The sequence below is a fragment of the Proteocatella sphenisci DSM 23131 genome (genome assembly GCF_000423525.1).
Taxonomy (GTDB): Bacteria; Bacillota; Clostridia; order Peptostreptococcales; family Filifactoraceae; genus Proteocatella; species Proteocatella sphenisci.
Genome location: NZ_AUID01000034.1, coordinates 1 through 16,650, shown reverse-complemented (window position 1 = coordinate 16,650; position 16,650 = coordinate 1). Strand labels below are relative to the sequence as shown.

Here is a 16,650-nt window from a genome sequence, read left to right as displayed (position 1 = left end):
AAAAGGTATATTTTATCGTCAGATACGTTCTATCCAGACCGAAGGTCATTTTGGAGATATCAAAGAAAATGATAATTTCAGAAGATTTAACCATCGTACATCTGAAAAAGTATACAAAGAATTTCTTTTATACGCTGTAGGAAGAAATTTAAATAAATACTATCGCTTCGCGAAGGAAAAAATCAAAACCTACGAAGCAAAAACAGCCTAATCCTATCGGGTTTTTATAAGTCATGAGAAAATATCAAATGGCTTTTTTGTCATACAATAAATATTAAATTAAACAAAAAAATCCTAAATTATTCAGTGCTCTACATTTTTGTAGATGTTGAATAATCCAGGATTTTTAATTATTAAAGTTTAGGGGTCAAAAAACGTCATTCTCCGACAGCCCCTTTTTGTTCTTATATTAAAGGATGGATCTTAGTACCATCCTCTTAATTTCATTGCAACTTGAATTCTCTTGATACTCATCATGTAAGCAGCAGTTCTCATGTCAACTTTGAATTCATCCATAAGTTTCCAGATATCATCGAATGCTTTGTACATTAAGCCTTCTTGCTTATGTTGAACATCATCAAATGTCCAGCTGAATCTTTGAAGGTTCTGTACCCACTCGAAGTAAGAAACAGTAACTCCTCCAGCATTTGCAAGGATGTCTGGTACAAGAAGTACTCCGTTTTCAGCAAGTATAGCATCTGCTTCTGGAGTAGTTGGTCCGTTAGCTCCTTCGCAAACAACCTTAGCTTTTATGCTTCCAGCGTTTTCTGAAGTAATTTGATTTTCAAGTGCACATGGAATAAGTGCATCCAGCTCAAGAGCAAAGAACTCTTCTTTAGTAATTTCTTTTCCATAGTTATCATTTTTGATTGGTTTTACTGGATCTCTAAACATTCTTTCGATGTCTATTCCTTCTTCGTTGTAAACTGTGCAGAATATATCTGATATAGCAACAACTTTAGCGCCAAGTCTTTGAGCGAATAGAGCAGTGTAGCTTCCTACGTTTCCAAACCCTTGGATAGCAACTCTTGCGCCTTTGAAATCTATGTTTAGTTTTTCAACAGCAGCTTTTGCCATTAGAGCAACTCCGTATCCAGTAGCTTCAGTTCTGGCAAGTGATCCACCAAACTCAACTGGCTTTCCAGTGAATACTCCTGGAGCATATTCTCCAGTTACTTTTTCATACTCATCAACCATCCAAGCCATGATTTGACCGTTAGTGTTAACGTCTGGTGCAGGAATATCAACTTTTTCTCCGATGAATGGAGCTATTGCTGCAGCAAATCCTCTTGAAACTCTTTCAAGTTCTGCAGTAGAGAAATCTTTAGGATCTATAGCGATTCCACCTTTTCCTCCACCATAAGGAACTCCTGTTACTGAACATTTGAACGTCATCCATGTAGAAAGAGCTTTAACCTCATCAAGTGTAACTCCTGGATGGAACCTTATTCCGCCCTTGTAAGGACCACATGCATTGTTATGCTGAGATCTATATCCTGTTATAGTTCTTATAGAGCCATCATCCATTTTTACTGGGAATGATACTTCTACAACTCTTTGTGGAGTTTTTAAAATTTCATAAACTGCTGGTTCTGCACCCAATTTGTCACAAGCATTTTTAACTTGTCTTTGTGCAATTTCAAATGGATTAAGTGATTCTTTTACATTTTTTACTTCCATCTTTAACACACTCCTCTTAATATTATTAGAATTTTTTTGTATGTATCTACTTAGAATACATTTACCATCTATATTATAGATTATATATATAAAGAATTCAACCCTATAAATAAAATATTGTCATATATAAAAATTTATATTATGATATTTACATTAAAGGTAAACTTTGTTATAATCTAAAGGTAATACACATAATTTAATAAGGAGGTAAATGATATGGCATATGTTATAGGAGAGTCTTGTATAAGCTGTGGAGCTTGTGAGCCAGAATGTCCAGTAGGATGTATTTCTGCAGGAGACAGCATCTATGTGATTGAAGCTAGTTCTTGTATAGATTGTGGAGCTTGTGCTGGAGTTTGTCCAGTTGATGCGCCTCAACCAGAATAATACTTACAATTAAAGTGAAAGAGATTTTGAAATTTCAAAATCTCTTTTTTTTGCAAAAAAATATTTTACGCCAGACCTTGCCCGTATTTATATTGACAAAGATGGTACTATAAAGTAAAATTAATTAAATATAACTATTAATAATCAGCTCTTTTAACTTAGTACAGAGAGACTAACAAGGAGGAAATATGAGACACTTAACTGAAATTAGTGATTTTTCTGTTGCAGAAATATCACAGCTAATTAGCGTATCCAAAGACATAATGACCAATCCGCAATCATATATTGATGCGATGAGAGGCAAGGTGATGGCTACGCTTTTTTATGAACCATCAACAAGAACTAAATTTAGCTTTGAAGCTGCTATGCAAAGACTGGGCGGATCGGTTATAGGGTTTGCCGGGCCAGAAAACACTTCAGCTGTAAAAGGAGAGACTCTTAAAGATACTACGAGAATGGTTTCAGCATATGCTGATTTTATAGTAATGAGACATTATCTTGTCGGAGCTCCTATGGAAGCGGCAAAAGTTGCCACAGTTCCTGTAATAAATGCTGGAGATGGAGGAAATCAGCATCCTACACAGACCCTTACAGACCTGGTTACAATAAGCAGAGAAATGGGAAGACTGGACAATCTTAAAATTGCAGTTGCAGGAGATCTTAAATATGGAAGAACAGTGCATTCACTTGTAAAAGCCATGGTGAGATACCCCAACAATAAGTTTTATTTTGTTTCTCCACAAGAACTGAAGATGCCTGACTATGTGAAAGAACTTCTCGCAGAAGATCAGTATGAGGAAGTGCAGAGTTTAGAAGATGTAATAGGAGATTCAGATGTACTTTATATGACAAGGATCCAAAAAGAAAGAATTGAAGATGCTGATGAATACGAAAGACTTAAAGACACATATATATTAGATGAAGAGAAGATGAAATATGCTGCACAAGATATGATAGTTATGCACCCTCTTCCAAGAGTGAATGAAATTACAGAGGATGTGGACAAGGACCCAAGAGCCAAATATTTTCAGCAGGCAAAGTATGGAATGTATGCAAGAATGGCACTTATACTAATGCTTGAAGATATGAAGAAAAGAGGTCAGCATGATATTAATTAAAAATGCAGTTTTGATAGATGAGTATATGGAGCAGAAAGAAGATATCCTTATAGAAGGAAAAAATATTAAGTATATAGGAAAAAATAAAATAGATAGATTTGTTGAAGAAACGGGAAACACAGACGATATAAAAATAATAGATGCCCAGGGGAAATATCTCCTTCCATCATTTATAGATATGCATTTTCATCTTAGAAACCCGGGACTTGAGTATAAACAGACATATAAAGAAGCAAATGATGCGTGCATAAAGGGTGGTTACACCAAGGTAGTAGCTATGGCAAACACTCTACCTGTGGCAGACAGCGCAGATGTTATTAACACAGTAGCAGAAAATATGAAAAATCTGCCGCTTGAGGTTATACAGATAGCCTCGGTTACAAAAAATCTTCAGGGAAAAGAACTTGTCGATTTTGAAGAACTGTTAAAATATACAAAACTGTTTTCAGATGATGGGAAAAATGTAGATAACCCAGAAATACTCAGAGAAGCCCTTATCAAATCTAAAGAGCTGGGGTTTACCATACTGGATCACGATGAACCAGAAACAGATATGGTAAGGAGAAACATTGAGATTCTAAGAAAAACTGAAGGGAATCTTCATTTTTGTCATATAAGCAAAAAAGAATCAATGCAGCTTATAATCAAGGCAAAGGCTGAGGGACTTAACGCTACAGTGGAAGTTACGCCTCATCACCTTTTCAGTTACAACCTGGACTATAGAGTAAATCCTCCTATAGCATCAAAAGAAGACGTCGGATTTTTGATACAAAGCATAAAAAATGGTCATGTAGATGTCATAGGCACAGACCATGCACCACATACAGACGAAGACAAGGCAAATGGTGCACCTGGAATCATAAATATAGAAACTTCATACGCAATGATAAGAAAGGTGTTCAAAGAAAATGAAATACCCATGAAGATCCTTTCAAAACTCATGTCCAATAATCCTTCGCGCATGACAGGAAAAGATAACCACATAAAAGAAGGCAATGAGGCAAATCTTGTTATCCTGAGCGATGACAAATGGAACATAGATAAATCACAATTTGTCACAAGAAGCAGAAATACACCATATGATGGTTGGGAAGTTGTTGGAAAAGTACAATACACGATTGCAAAAGGAGAAATTGTTTATGATAATGCAAGAGCTTAGAAAAAGGGCAATAGAAGTAAGCCCACTTTGTGTGGGAATAGATTTGAGACCAGATCACGTTCCGGCGGAGATTAAAAATTCATTTGAAACATTAGCAGAACAATATATAGAATACTCTAAAGAAATAATAGCAGTATCTAAAGATTATGCTTCATGCTATAAAGTTCAGATAGCATGTTATGAATCAGAAGGACTTTCAGGACTCAGAGCTTATAGCGAAATACTAAAAATGATAAGAAAAAGCGGTCATATAGCAATAGCTGACATAAAACGAGGAGACATAGGTGCTACGGCCCAAATGTATGCAAAAGGTCATTTTGAAGGCGATTTTGAGGCAGATATACTGACCCTTAATGCTTATATGGGAGAAGATGCCGTAAAACCCTATGCAAAATATTTTAAAGAAAAAAACAAAGGCGCGTTTATACTTGCCAAAACTTCAAATCCAGGGTCGAGAAACTTTCAAGATCTAAAAATTTCGGACGAAACACTTTATTCTAAAGTACTGGACAAGATTCATGAGTGGGGAAAAGAAGAAGAGCCTGAGGCAGAGTTCCCTTCATTTGGGGCGGTAGTAGGCGTAAATAATTTAAATGAACTAGATATAATAAGAGAAAAAACTAAAGATATATTTCTACTTATTCCCGGATATGGAGCTCAGGGAGCAAAAATAGAAGATATAGCAAGTATAATAAATGAAAGAAAAAATGGTGTAGTCAATGTTTCGAGGGGATACACTGCAAACCTTCCTTCGGAAGGAGATTTCAGAAAAGAACTGGTAAAAAGAGCACAGGATTTGGCAAAGGAGCTTCGCGTATGTTTCAAGTAAGAGAAGAAGAAATACTATTTAATGAAAAAATAGCAGGAGACATTTATTTAATGAAAGTTTCCGGAAACTACGAAGTAAAAGCAGGTCAGTTTTTTATGCTAAAAGCCAAGGACAGAGATATGACGCTTTTCAGGCCGATAAGCATATTCGACTGTGACAGCTATGGCGTAAGCTTTTTGTATTCAGTAAGAGGAAAAGGGACAGAGCTTTTTTCAAAGATGAAGGAAGCTGATACAATACTCCTTCACGGACCTTATGGAAATGGATTTCCAAAACTGGAAGGCAAGACGGCAATGGTAGCAGGCGGAATTGGTATGGCGCCCCTATACCTTACAGCGAGAAGAAACAGCAACAGCGATTTATATATAGGAATAAGAGAAGGACTCTACAGCGAGGAAGAAATAAATACTCTTGAGAACCTTTTTGAAGGATGCAATACAAAATTTAAGATTGGCGGACTTGTTACCGAAATTATAGATTTTAAAAAATACGAAAATGTGTTCACCTGTGGACCAGAAGTAATGATGCAGGCAGTCGCAGAGCTTCACCCGAATGTATACGTTTCTCTTGAAAAACACATGGGGTGCGGAGTAGGTGCATGTCTTTCATGTTCTTGTAAAGTTTCGGGAAAGATGGTCAAGGTATGCAAGGACGGACCGGTATTCAAAGGAACAGAGGTGAATTTTTAATGAAACAGACAGTATTTGGAAAAGATTTTAAAAACCCTGTAATAGGGGCATCGGGAACATTTGGTTTTGGAAGAGAATACGACCAGTTTTATGACATATCCATCCTTGGCGGAGTTTCCTCAAAGGGACTGACGATAAATCCTAAAGATGGCAATCCAGGAATCAGAATAACCGAGACTCCAAGCGGAATAATGAATTCTATAGGGCTTGAAAATCCTGGAGTCAGAGCGTTTTTGGACAATGAGCTGGAATTTATGAAAAGCAAAAATATTGTAGTGCTGGCAAATATTGGAGGTTCCGACCTTGAAAGTTACAAAGATGCGGTTATCATGATAGATCAGCATTCAAATCAATCAAATGGCGTAGATATAATAGAGCTCAACATATCATGTCCTAATGTAAAGCAAGGGGGCATGGCTTTTGGAATAAATGCCTGTGATGCAGAGTTTATAACAGGAGAAATTAGAAAGCTTACAAATCTTCCTGTTGTAGTAAAGCTTTCACCTAATGCAAACAATCTTACAGAAGTTGCAAGGGCAGTAGAATCAGCTGGAGCAGACGGGATTTCTCTTGTGAATACATTTAACGCACTTGATATTGACATAAAATCCAAAAAACCTACATTTGACAATATATATGCGGGTCTTTCCGGCCCTGCTATAATGCCTATAGCACTCAGGATGACAAGAGATGTCTGCAAAAATGTAAAAATTCCCGTTATAGGAATGGGTGGAATAACCACTTCAGAGGATGCAATAAAGTTTATAATGGCAGGAGCTACTCTTGTGCAGTTTGGAACTGCATCATTTATGAATCCTATGGCAGGTCACGATATAGTCATTGGAATGGAAAAATATTTTTCTAATGAAAACTTAAAAATTGAAGAAATAAGAGGTATAATATAAGATGATAGATATATTAAAGCAAAGTCAGGCACTTCTTGAAGGCCATTTTTTATTAACATCAGGCAAGCACTCCAACAGATATGTACAGTGCGCCAAAGTATTAAGATATCCAGACAAGGCAGAAGCAATACTAAAGCCTGTTGCAGAAAAGCTTAAAGAAATGGATGTTGACCTACTTGTAGGACCTGCCATGGGGGGTATAATAGTAGCATACGAACTTGGAAGACAGCTTGGAAAAGAAGCTATCTTTACAGAGAGAGTAGATGGAAAGATGGAGCTTAGAAGAGGCTTTGAGATAAAACCTGGTCAGAAGATAGTAATATGCGAAGACGTTGTTACTACAGCCAAATCTTCACTTGAAGTAAAGGCACTCCTTGAATCAATGGGAGGAGAAGTCATTGCACTTGCTTCAATTATAGACAGAACGACAGGTAACGTAGATATTGACATAATCAGTTCTATAAAACTTGAAATAGAGACATTTGACCCAAATGACTGCCCAATGTGTAAACAGGGAATAGAATATATAAAACCTGGAAGCAGAAATATAAAATAAATTTTAAAGGGCTTGTCAAAGAGTGTAAATAGAAAAGGAAAGAAATATAATGGAGATATTCAATCTAGAAAACTTAAACAAATGGCAGGAAGTCCCTAAAATAATATACAAGCCGCTTAATGTAACTGATGCTAATATTTATTTTGAAAAAATAGTATTAGGTATGGAAGATAATTGGAGTGAGGGAATCTGGGAATATGATAAATTAACACATGTCATGAACAGAATGGACAAAGGTCATCATGCTGAAAATATTCAGCTTTACGATATGGATACCCCAGTAAACTACTTAAGAAGCGATATAGAAGGAGCCAGGGATAATATTTATTTTGTAACTATTACAGAAGAAGACGATGATGACTTTATGGAGTTTTATGAAATAAATCTAAAGTCGAGACTTCAAAAGAAAATTCTTGGCTTTACCTTCGATAGAGATTCATTTTTATATAAAAAAATGGAAATCTTAGCTCCTGGATACATACTCTTCAGACTCAGTTATAATATGGAACTTGCAGACAGTGATTTTTTTGACAGCATATATTTACTGGATGTAAAAGAAAAAAAATATTATGAGATATTAGATGATGCTTTTAATATTAATGCAGGAAAAAGAATAATAACAGGAAAAACTTTTGAGGACCAGTATATTTTTATGGAAGAATATTATTTGAGCGAAGATGAACAATTTGAAGTACTGGTGTCGGCCGAAGTTGAACTTGCCTTTGACCTTCCCGGAGATCTTGAGAAAAATCAAGTTCATATAAATTCAATCAAATATATCAAACTTTCGGATTTTATAGATCAGGTCAAAAGTGGCGCTAAACATATAGGCTTTGAAGTTATTGATGAAATAGATCAAGAAGGAATAATAAGAACAATAGGACATTCAGATACTTCAATTTATTATAGGAAAGAATATTACAACTTCATTCTTAATAAAAAGAGCGATTTTGTCTCAAGAAGAAAAATAGGACGAAGTGAAATATATAAAGTAAATAAGGAAACATTTAAGAAGACATATGTTAAGGATGTTGATAAAAGTACATCTATAATAATAGACAATAATGATATTTTTGAAATTATTGAATTTGATGACCGTTCGGAGCTTTTGAATATGGAGAATCATAAATCAGAATACATATTCAGAAAAGGTCGATATGAAAATATGACATATGAAATAGTAGATTTTAAAAATAAAGAGTTCCTAATTATAATGGTTTCCAATGGATTAAATGGGGACTGGATAACTTATCATGTAATAGATGCTTTAACGAAAAAAGAAATTTCATCTGGAAATGATATACTGACTATAGATAATTGTATTTTTGTTATTTGACAAAACTTTCACCACTATGATAAGATGATTTAAAAGGAGATAACTATATGATAAAAGTTGAAATATGTACTGGATCAAGATGCATGATGGAAGGTGCATCTACTATTTTTGACATTCTTGAAGATCTTTCTGAGGAAATAGTAGAAAGACATCCTGAAGTAAAAATAGAAATTGGAAATTCGATTTGTAAGCAATATTGCAAAAAAGACCCAAGTCTTGTGCCAGTTGTAGAAATAAATGGGGAAGTTATTTTTAATGCATCAACCCAGGTGGTTATGGAAAAAGTTATGGATCTTGTAAAGCTTGAATTATAATAAAAATAAAATAACAAGGGGATTGCTATGAAAGGGATATTCAGCGACATTATAAATTACAGACGAAAAGTTTTTGCAGAAGTAGCAGATTTTGCATATGGAGACAAAGATCTCAGCGAACTTCCAAAATCGGTATTCAATATAATACCAGGAGAAGAAGCCAGATTTAGAACAGATGTGTTCAAAGAAAGAGCTATAGTTGGAGAGAGAATAAGACTTGCTATGGGTCTTGATATAAGGGATGCAGCAACATTTGGACTCATAAGCGATGGAATAGAAAATGTAGACGTAGATAAGAGGATATACGAACCCCCACTTGTAAATGTAATAACATTTGCATGTGAAGCATGTCCTACAAAGACATATGAAGTTACTTCTAACTGCAGAAGATGTATAGGCCATCCATGTCAGAACGTATGTCCCGTAAATGCGATAACCATTAATAAAAAGCAGGCGGTAATAGATAAAGAAAAATGTATTAAATGTGGAAAATGCAAAGACATATGTCCATATGGGGCCATTATAAAATATGACAGACCATGCGCAGAAGCATGCGGTGTGAATGCCATAGAAAGTGACAGCCTGGGCAGAGCAAAGATAAATTATGATAAATGTGTGTCATGTGGTCAGTGTATGCAGGCATGTCCTTTTGCAGCAATAGGAGACAAATCTCAGATATACCAACTGGTAAAAGCAATAAGGAATCAGGAAAACATGTATGCAATAGTAGCTCCGGCATTCGTGGGACAATTTGGACCAATAGCCAACCCTACACAGATTTTTGAAGCGATAAAAAGACTTGGCTTTAAAGAAGTGCTTGAAGTGGGTATTGGAGCAGACATTGGAACCATTCACGAAGCTGAAGAATTCCTTGATGAAGTGCCAAACAAGGTGCCATATATGGGAACCAGCTGTTGCCCGGCATGGCTTAGTATGGTACAAAAAATGTTCCCAGATCAGGCCAGGTATATATCAGACACCTCTACACCTATGATCGCCACAGCCCAGTTTATAAAGAAGAATAATGAAGATGCCAAGGTAGTGTTTATAGGACCTTGTATAGCCAAAAAACTTGAGGCACTTGGAGAAAAAGTTCATAAATATGTAGACTTTGTAATTACCTTTGAAGAACTTATGGGTCTATTCGTATCCAGAGGGATAGAGGTTTCTGAGATAGAGGTAGATTACAAAATACAAGATGCCTCTAAACTTGGAAGAGGATTTGCTTCTGCTGGAGGAGTTGCAAAAGCAGTCAGAAAAGTAGCTGAGGAGATGGATCCGAGCAGAGCTATTCAGGTAGAAAATGCAAATGGCTTACATGAGTGCGTAAAACTCATGAAAATGGCCAAAGCGGGAAAGAAAAACGGAATGTTGCTCGAAGGAATGGCATGCCCAGGAGGATGCATAGGAGGACCTGGAACAATAATTTCTATACAAAGAGCCCAAAAATCACTCAATGAATTTTGTGCAGAATCTGAAATCACAACTCCTACAAAAAATATTAAGATAAAGTAAAAATATTAAAATAAAGTAAAAATAAGATACAAAAGAGAATAATATTCATTATTCTCTTTTGTGGTTAGAAAAGAGTATAATATGAACTTGTATCAAATAGATAAACTAAAAAAAGTATACGGTGACAAAGTTATTTTTGATAATGTGTCACTTTCAATAGAGCATGACGATAAGATAGGAATAATAGGAATAAATGGTGCCGGGAAAACGACATTACTTAATATAATTACCGAAAGAGACTCAGCAGACAACATAGAAGTTATAAAAACTGGTAAGATCAGAATAGAATATTTGCCTCAAAACCCTGAAATATCAGAAGAACTTACAGTGTTGCAGCAAATATTTAAAAGTGAGTCGCCAGTTGTAAAACTAGTAGGAGAATATGAAGAGATAGTTTCCAGACTCGAACGCGATCCACAAGATGACTCATTGCAAAAAGAAATGACTCTTATTGCCCAAAAGATGGATATAAATGATGCATGGGGGCTCGAAAGTGAAGCCAAAAAGATACTGACAAAACTTAAAATCACAGATTTTGATAAAAAGATGAAGGAACTTTCCGGAGGACAGAGGAAAAGAGTAGCTATGGCAGGAGCCCTTATAAGGCCCTCAGATATCTTAATTCTTGATGAGCCAACCAATCATATAGATAATGATACTATAGATTTTCTTGAAGAATATCTAAAGAGCATCAGGACATCACTGATAATGGTTACCCACGACAGATATTTTCTGGATAGAGTTACAAATACTATAGTAGAACTAGAAGCAGGGAAACTGTACAAGCACAAAGGAAACTACTCTAAATACCTTGAAATCAAGCAGCAGCGAATGAGCGACATGGAAAGAATAGAAGAAAAAAAGCAAAGATTATATAAAAAAGAACTTGAGTGGATAAGAAAGGGGGTAGAAGCTAGAAGAACCAAGCAAAAGGCAAGAAAAGACCGTTTTGAGGACCTTGAAAAAAATCTGGACAGAACAGAAAAAGAAGACCTGGATATTGACGTTGCAACAACGAGACTGGGGAGCAAAATTATAGAAGCATATGATTTGTGTATGGCATACCCTGACAAAGACCTGTTTAAGGATTTCACCTATACAATAAACAGAACAGATCGAATTGGGATAACCGGTAGAAATGGTATGGGAAAGACAACTCTGCTCAATATACTTGCAGGAATACAAAAACCCGTTTCTGGGACATTAGAATTTGGGGAAACTGTAAAAATTGGCTATTATACACAGGAAAATCTTGATATGAATACTGAACTAAGAGCAATAGATTATATCAGAGAGACGGCTGAATATATTACAAAAAAAGACGGGAGCAAGGTTTCAGCGTCTCAGATGATGGAAAACTTTCTCTTTAATGCCAATGCACAGCATACATTTATACGAAAATTATCAGGGGGAGAGAGGCGAAGACTCTATCTGCTAAAAATACTGATGGATTCACCAAACGTCATATTTTTGGATGAACCCACAAACGATCTGGACATAGAGACTCTTACAGTTTTGGAAGAATACATCAATTACTTTGACGGACCAGTAATAACGGTATCTCATGATAGATACTTTTTAGATAAAATATGTAACAGGATATTTTCATTTGAAGATGATGGTGAGATTCTTTATACTATAGGGAATTATCAGGATTATTATGACAGAAAAAAAGATATGTACATCTCAGACCTATCCGATTCAAAAAGAAAAAATGCAGAAAATGCCCAGGCAAAAGATATAGATGATGAAAAAACTTCAGAATCAAGAAAAGCCAAGCTCACTTATAATGAAAAACGAGAATATGATAGAATCCCACAAGATATAGAGATTTTGGAAAGAAAACTTGAAGGTGTATCTAATGAATTAAGTAAAGCAGGAAGCGATTTTGTCAGACTTCAAACCCTTACTGCTGAACAGGAAAATATAGAAACAGAGCTTCTTGAGAAAATGGAGAGACTGGAGTATTTAGAAAAGATATTTGAAATCAGCCAAAAGGGGTATGAATAAAAAAGCAGATAATAGATGTTAGAAAATCGAGAAAGGATAAAAATATGAATAAAAAAATAGCATTAGTAACGGCCATGTGTATGTTATTATCGTCGACTGCAATATTTGCTGACAATAAAGAATCAGATGCACAAGTAAAAGCACCCATAAACGAACCTATAAAGACATCACTTGTTGATTCGCAGGCCATGGTCCAAGAGGCTAAAGAAGTATCTGAGGAAAAATTGACACAAATTCTTACAGATATTAAAAAACGCTTTGTCATTGATGATAAAGAAGCCACATTCAGGTATTCAGTAAATTACGAATCTGGCATAAATGTTTATAATTTTTCCTGGGAGAATGATAAGGCGACTACCTACCTTAAATATGGGGAAGATGGAAATGTTTACTGGTACTATAACTACAGCAAAGAGAGCAAGTTGCCTGTGTATGAGGTCAAGACAAAGACTCTGCCCAAATATAACAAAAATGAGGCAAAAGCAATAGCGGAGAACTTTATACTCAAAGCCTTACCAAAGCAGCACGTGGACTTTAAAATGACCGGTGATACAGGGAATCTCAATGCCAGCATGTACAATTTTGAATTTAAATATTTAAAAAACAACATACCAGTCGAAGGAATAAGCTCAACTGTGTTAGTTGATTCTATAACGGGAAAAGTTTCCAACTTTTCAACCTCACTTAATAATTCCATATCATATGAGTCAGCAAATGCCATACTCTCACCAGAAGATGCAAAAAAAGCATATAAAAATGAGCTTGGAATCAAGCTTATATACAGCTCGGAATATGACTATGAAAAAAATGTATTTAAGAATACAAAAATATTATACGTTCCAGTATATGGCAACGAATATGTCATCGATGCAAAGACCGGGAAAAGGATAAATCTCTACAGAGACCTTTACAATATGGCATATGGAGAAAAAGGATCAGCTAATGAGTCAATACAAGACGCTGGTCCAAAAGAAGTGCAACTCACAGAACAGGAAATAGCTGAAATCCAGCAAAAAGCAAAACTTTCAAGTCTGGTTGAAGTTAAGGCTAAAATAAATGAATACAAGCTGGAATTGCTCGAAAAAGATATGTCTGTGACGAGCGCCCAGCTGTATGAATCCAAGATAAATACGGATAGCGGATATATATGGTCTGTAAATTACGCATCAGCAGATGACAAAAAGAACCTCAGCGTGCAACTCGATGCAAAAACTCTGGAACTTATTGGATTTAGTTCATATGGATCTGGCTACGGCGAAAATAAAATAAGCTCTTCTAATATTGAAAGGGCCAAACTGGAAGCCAGTAAAACAATTAAGAAGTATTCAAAAATATCGGAAAAAAATCTATACATGGACCAAACTTACCTAAATGAGCAAATAGGAATAAGCAGCCAGTATGTATATGTAAAGTATTTAAGAAAAGAAAATTCAATAGAATTTCCTGAAAACTATGTTAATGTAGCCTATGATGCTTTAAATAATAAAATAGTATCTTACAATAAAAACTGGTATGATATAAAACTTCCACAAGCAGGCAAAATAATATCCCCAGATTCTATATATGATAAAATATTTAAAGAGAATCAAATAGAACTCAAGTATAGAGTTATTTATGAAAGCAGTTCTAAAATAAGTGGAAAGCTTATATATGAAGTAAATCAGGATAATTACAAAAAGCCTCTTAGCTTTGATGCGGTGAGTGGAGAAAGGATAGTTGCAGATAGTGAATCAGACACGACTATCAAAGAATACAAAGATTTATCCAAGAGCAAATATCAAGATGAAATAAGGGCTCTGACACTTCTTGGAATAGGATTTAAAGGAGGAGACTTATATCCCGAAAAAACTATAAGTCACGATGAATTTCTTTATCTTATATCTCAGACATTTGAATATACGCCTATGCCTCTTTACGACATAAAAATGCTTTCTCAAGATCAGAAAAATATTATAGAAGAACAATTAAGAGCAAGGGAAATACTGGATAAAGACGAGAATCTTCAGAACAGGAACATCTCAAATCAGGAAGCTGTAAAATACCTTGTAAGGGCACTTGGATACGAAAAACTGGCGCTTCATACAGAAATATTCAAGCTCAATATTACAGATTCTAAAGATGTATTAGAAAAATATTATGGATATGTTGCAATTGGCGACGCACTTGATATAATAGTAAAAGACAAAGAAAACATATTTATGCCTTCGGGCAATGCGACAAGGGATAAGGCATTAAAGATGATATACAATTATTTAAGATAAAACAGGAGGGCTGAAAATGAAAACAAGCGATATTTCAAAAATTTTAAAATCAAAGATTCCCGTTGAAGAAAAACGAGAGATTCTTGAAAAGGAAATTAACAAAAAATCAAAAGCAAAAAAAGCTGCAGGAATAGCTACGGTTGCTTTGATAGCTACAGGGGTTACAAAAATTGTAGCAGATAAGATAAAAGAACGAAAGATAGTAAAAGAAATAGAAGAGCAGGAAGAAGCGGAATTTTGGGAAGATTATTATGATGATTTTGAAAATGTTCCAGTAGACCAAGACACTGATGATCAAGACTACAAAGAAGATTACAAAGAGGACTATGAAGAAGATCAGGACGACGAAGAGGAAAAAATATAAAAAACTGGAGAAATTGAATGATAAAAAAAGAAGTTAAGCTACTCAATAAAACTGGATTGCACGCAAGACCGGCATCTGAATTTGTAAAGAAGGCAGCGGCATTTAAATCAAATATATCTATTGAGGTTAATGAAATGACCATAAATGCTAAGAGTATTGTAGGCATGATATCTGCGGGAATTGGATATGAGACTAAGATGCTTATAGTTGCAGAGGGCCCAGATGAAGAATTGGCAATTCAGACCCTATCATCTCTTGTTGAATCCAAGTTTGGAGAATAGCTGAATAAGTACATGGATTATAAGGCGAAAAATGCCCCTAAAAAGCAATTTAATAAAAATGAGAGGGGCTATTATCAGGTTCTGGATTAAGAATGGATAATAGCCTCTTTTTGTTGTCATCTCTATATCTTTACTTGCTCATATAACTATTTATATAAGTCTTTACAGCATTAGATTTTGATATTACATTATTTGCATAAGCGGTAGTATAATTTCCGCGGCTTACATTTCCTGAACCTGCATTATAAGCGGTAAGTCCCATAACTGGATTTTTGTACTTATTAATCTGTCCTTTAAGTAGGCGGGATGCTACATCAGCATTTCTGTAGGGATCATGAAGATCTTTAACAGAGAAACCAAATCCTGCAGCTGTATTTTTGCTTACCTGCATTATGCCATAACAAGACGCATTTCTTGCGTTAGCGCTGAAATAGCTTTCTTTCCACATTACTGCAAGTATAAGATTAATATCAACCTTGTTCTTGTCGCTGGCATAGATGGCAGCATCGGCTGCTTTTGTAGCGGCAGCTTCACTAAGTCTGTTGTTTTTAGATTTAATAAATGAAATAACAGCAGATTTAAACTTTATTTTTTTTTGCTCAGCTGCAGAGTTTTCTGTTTTGATAAGAGGTTTTTCTGCGCTTACCTCTTCAGTAGTTGTTTTATTATCTTGAGAATCTATACTTATGTCTTCTTCCTTTGTAATTTCACTTGTAATTTCACTTTCAGTCTGAGTAACTATATATTCACCGTTGGCATTTGAGCCATTATTATTGACGATTATATCGTCGGCATATGCAAGAGTTGATGACAGGAATATAGTTTGAACAAGCATAAAAATAAAAAGATTTAATTTCTTCATATTTTATTTTCTCTCCTTTTCCTTCGTATCGCTTTCAAAAAATTAGTACTTTTCTTAGTCCACGAGATTAATTATAACAAAATAGTTACAAAAAAACAAGCTTTTCGGCCAAAAAGTTACAAAATAGTAACAGAATTGAATGTGTAGTTAATTAAAATTCAGAATATATCAAAAACTTAATATATTTTTAATCCCGAATACTATCAATATTTACAAAAGAATTGACAAAAAATAAACATAATATTTTATGATATTGAAAAATATTAAAATTTTTTCAAAAAAAAGGGGGCTGTCGGAGAATGACGTTTTTTGACCCCTAAACTTTAATAATTAAAAATCCTAGATTATTCAACATCTACAAAAATGTAGAGCACTGAATAATTT

The 16,650-nt window shown here is 35.0% G+C and carries 17 protein-coding genes; 15 read left to right on the top strand and 2 right to left on the bottom strand.

The window, feature by feature from the left end:
• Positions 1-211: transposase (locus G558_RS0110665; RefSeq protein ID WP_028830157.1), on the top strand; the 211-nt coding region annotated here is incomplete at its 5' end.
• Between the two features lie 212 nt (positions 212-423).
• Here G558_RS0110665 and G558_RS0110660 read toward each other — a convergent pair.
• Positions 424-1,680: a Glu/Leu/Phe/Val family dehydrogenase gene (locus G558_RS0110660; protein WP_028830156.1), complete on the bottom strand. Its 1,257-nt coding sequence runs from the start codon at positions 1,678-1,680 to the stop codon at positions 424-426.
• Between the two features lie 216 nt (positions 1,681-1,896).
• Between G558_RS0110660 and G558_RS0110655 the strand changes: the two genes are divergently transcribed.
• From G558_RS0110655 to G558_RS0110590, 14 genes are all read left to right on the top strand, one after another.
• A complete protein-coding gene (locus G558_RS0110655) occupies positions 1,897-2,067 on the top strand; it encodes a DUF362 domain-containing protein (RefSeq protein ID WP_028830155.1) in 171 nt (56 codons plus the stop codon).
• A 188-nt stretch (positions 2,068-2,255) separates the two neighbouring features.
• Positions 2,256-3,185 carry an aspartate carbamoyltransferase gene (gene pyrB / locus G558_RS0110650; RefSeq protein ID WP_028830154.1) on the top strand — a complete coding sequence of 310 codons (930 nt, stop codon included), beginning with the start codon at positions 2,256-2,258 and terminating at the stop codon, positions 3,183-3,185.
• Positions 3,172-4,344 carry a dihydroorotase gene (locus tag G558_RS0110645; protein WP_028830153.1) on the top strand — a complete coding sequence of 391 codons (1,173 nt, stop codon included), beginning with the start codon at positions 3,172-3,174 and terminating at the stop codon, positions 4,342-4,344. Before pyrB ends, G558_RS0110645 begins: the two co-directional genes overlap by 14 nt.
• Positions 4,325-5,173 (top strand): orotidine-5'-phosphate decarboxylase, encoded by an 849-nt coding sequence (pyrF, locus tag G558_RS0110640; RefSeq protein ID WP_028830152.1) that lies wholly within the window; start codon positions 4,325-4,327, stop codon positions 5,171-5,173. Before G558_RS0110645 ends, pyrF begins: the two co-directional genes overlap by 20 nt.
• On the top strand, positions 5,161-5,862 hold the full coding sequence (locus G558_RS0110635; RefSeq protein WP_028830151.1) for a dihydroorotate dehydrogenase electron transfer subunit: 702 nt from the start codon (positions 5,161-5,163) through the stop codon (positions 5,860-5,862). Before pyrF ends, G558_RS0110635 begins: the two co-directional genes overlap by 13 nt.
• Positions 5,862-6,767, top strand: coding sequence for a dihydroorotate dehydrogenase (locus tag G558_RS0110630; RefSeq protein ID WP_028830150.1), 906 nt, complete (start codon positions 5,862-5,864; stop codon positions 6,765-6,767). The genes G558_RS0110635 and G558_RS0110630 overlap by 1 nt, the downstream gene beginning before the upstream one ends.
• 1 nt (position 6,768) lies before the next feature.
• On the top strand, positions 6,769-7,323 hold the full coding sequence (gene pyrE / locus G558_RS0110625) for an orotate phosphoribosyltransferase (RefSeq protein ID WP_028830149.1): 555 nt from the start codon (positions 6,769-6,771) through the stop codon (positions 7,321-7,323).
• A 49-nt stretch (positions 7,324-7,372) separates the two neighbouring features.
• Positions 7,373-8,659, top strand: a complete 1,287-nt coding sequence (locus tag G558_RS0110620) for a hypothetical protein (RefSeq protein ID WP_028830148.1) — start codon at positions 7,373-7,375, stop codon at positions 8,657-8,659.
• 47 nt (positions 8,660-8,706) lie between these two features.
• A complete protein-coding gene (locus tag G558_RS0110615; RefSeq protein WP_028830147.1) occupies positions 8,707-8,973 on the top strand; it encodes a hypothetical protein in 267 nt (88 codons plus the stop codon).
• A gap of 27 nt (positions 8,974-9,000) precedes the next feature.
• Positions 9,001-10,488 carry a 4Fe-4S dicluster domain-containing protein gene (locus tag G558_RS0110610; RefSeq protein ID WP_028830146.1) on the top strand — a complete coding sequence of 496 codons (1,488 nt, stop codon included), beginning with the start codon at positions 9,001-9,003 and terminating at the stop codon, positions 10,486-10,488.
• Between the two features lie 81 nt (positions 10,489-10,569).
• Positions 10,570-12,498: an ABC-F family ATP-binding cassette domain-containing protein gene (locus tag G558_RS0110605; protein WP_028830145.1), complete on the top strand. Its 1,929-nt coding sequence runs from the start codon at positions 10,570-10,572 to the stop codon at positions 12,496-12,498.
• A 44-nt stretch (positions 12,499-12,542) separates the two neighbouring features.
• Entirely contained in the window at positions 12,543-14,759 is a 2,217-nt protein-coding gene (locus G558_RS0110600) for a YcdB/YcdC domain-containing protein (RefSeq protein WP_028830144.1), read from the top strand.
• Between the two features lie 16 nt (positions 14,760-14,775).
• Positions 14,776-15,123, top strand: coding sequence for a hypothetical protein (locus G558_RS13100; RefSeq protein WP_036931924.1), 348 nt, complete (start codon positions 14,776-14,778; stop codon positions 15,121-15,123).
• A 17-nt stretch (positions 15,124-15,140) separates the two neighbouring features.
• Positions 15,141-15,404 carry an HPr family phosphocarrier protein gene (locus tag G558_RS0110590; RefSeq protein WP_036931923.1) on the top strand — a complete coding sequence of 88 codons (264 nt, stop codon included), beginning with the start codon at positions 15,141-15,143 and terminating at the stop codon, positions 15,402-15,404.
• A 130-nt stretch (positions 15,405-15,534) separates the two neighbouring features.
• Here G558_RS0110590 and G558_RS13510 read toward each other — a convergent pair whose 3' ends face one another.
• The gene (locus G558_RS13510; protein ID WP_051188652.1) at positions 15,535-16,266 is read right to left on the bottom strand and encodes a lytic transglycosylase domain-containing protein; all 732 of its coding nucleotides are present in this window, start codon (positions 16,264-16,266) and stop codon (positions 15,535-15,537) included.
• Positions 16,267-16,650: the final 384 nt, after the last annotated feature.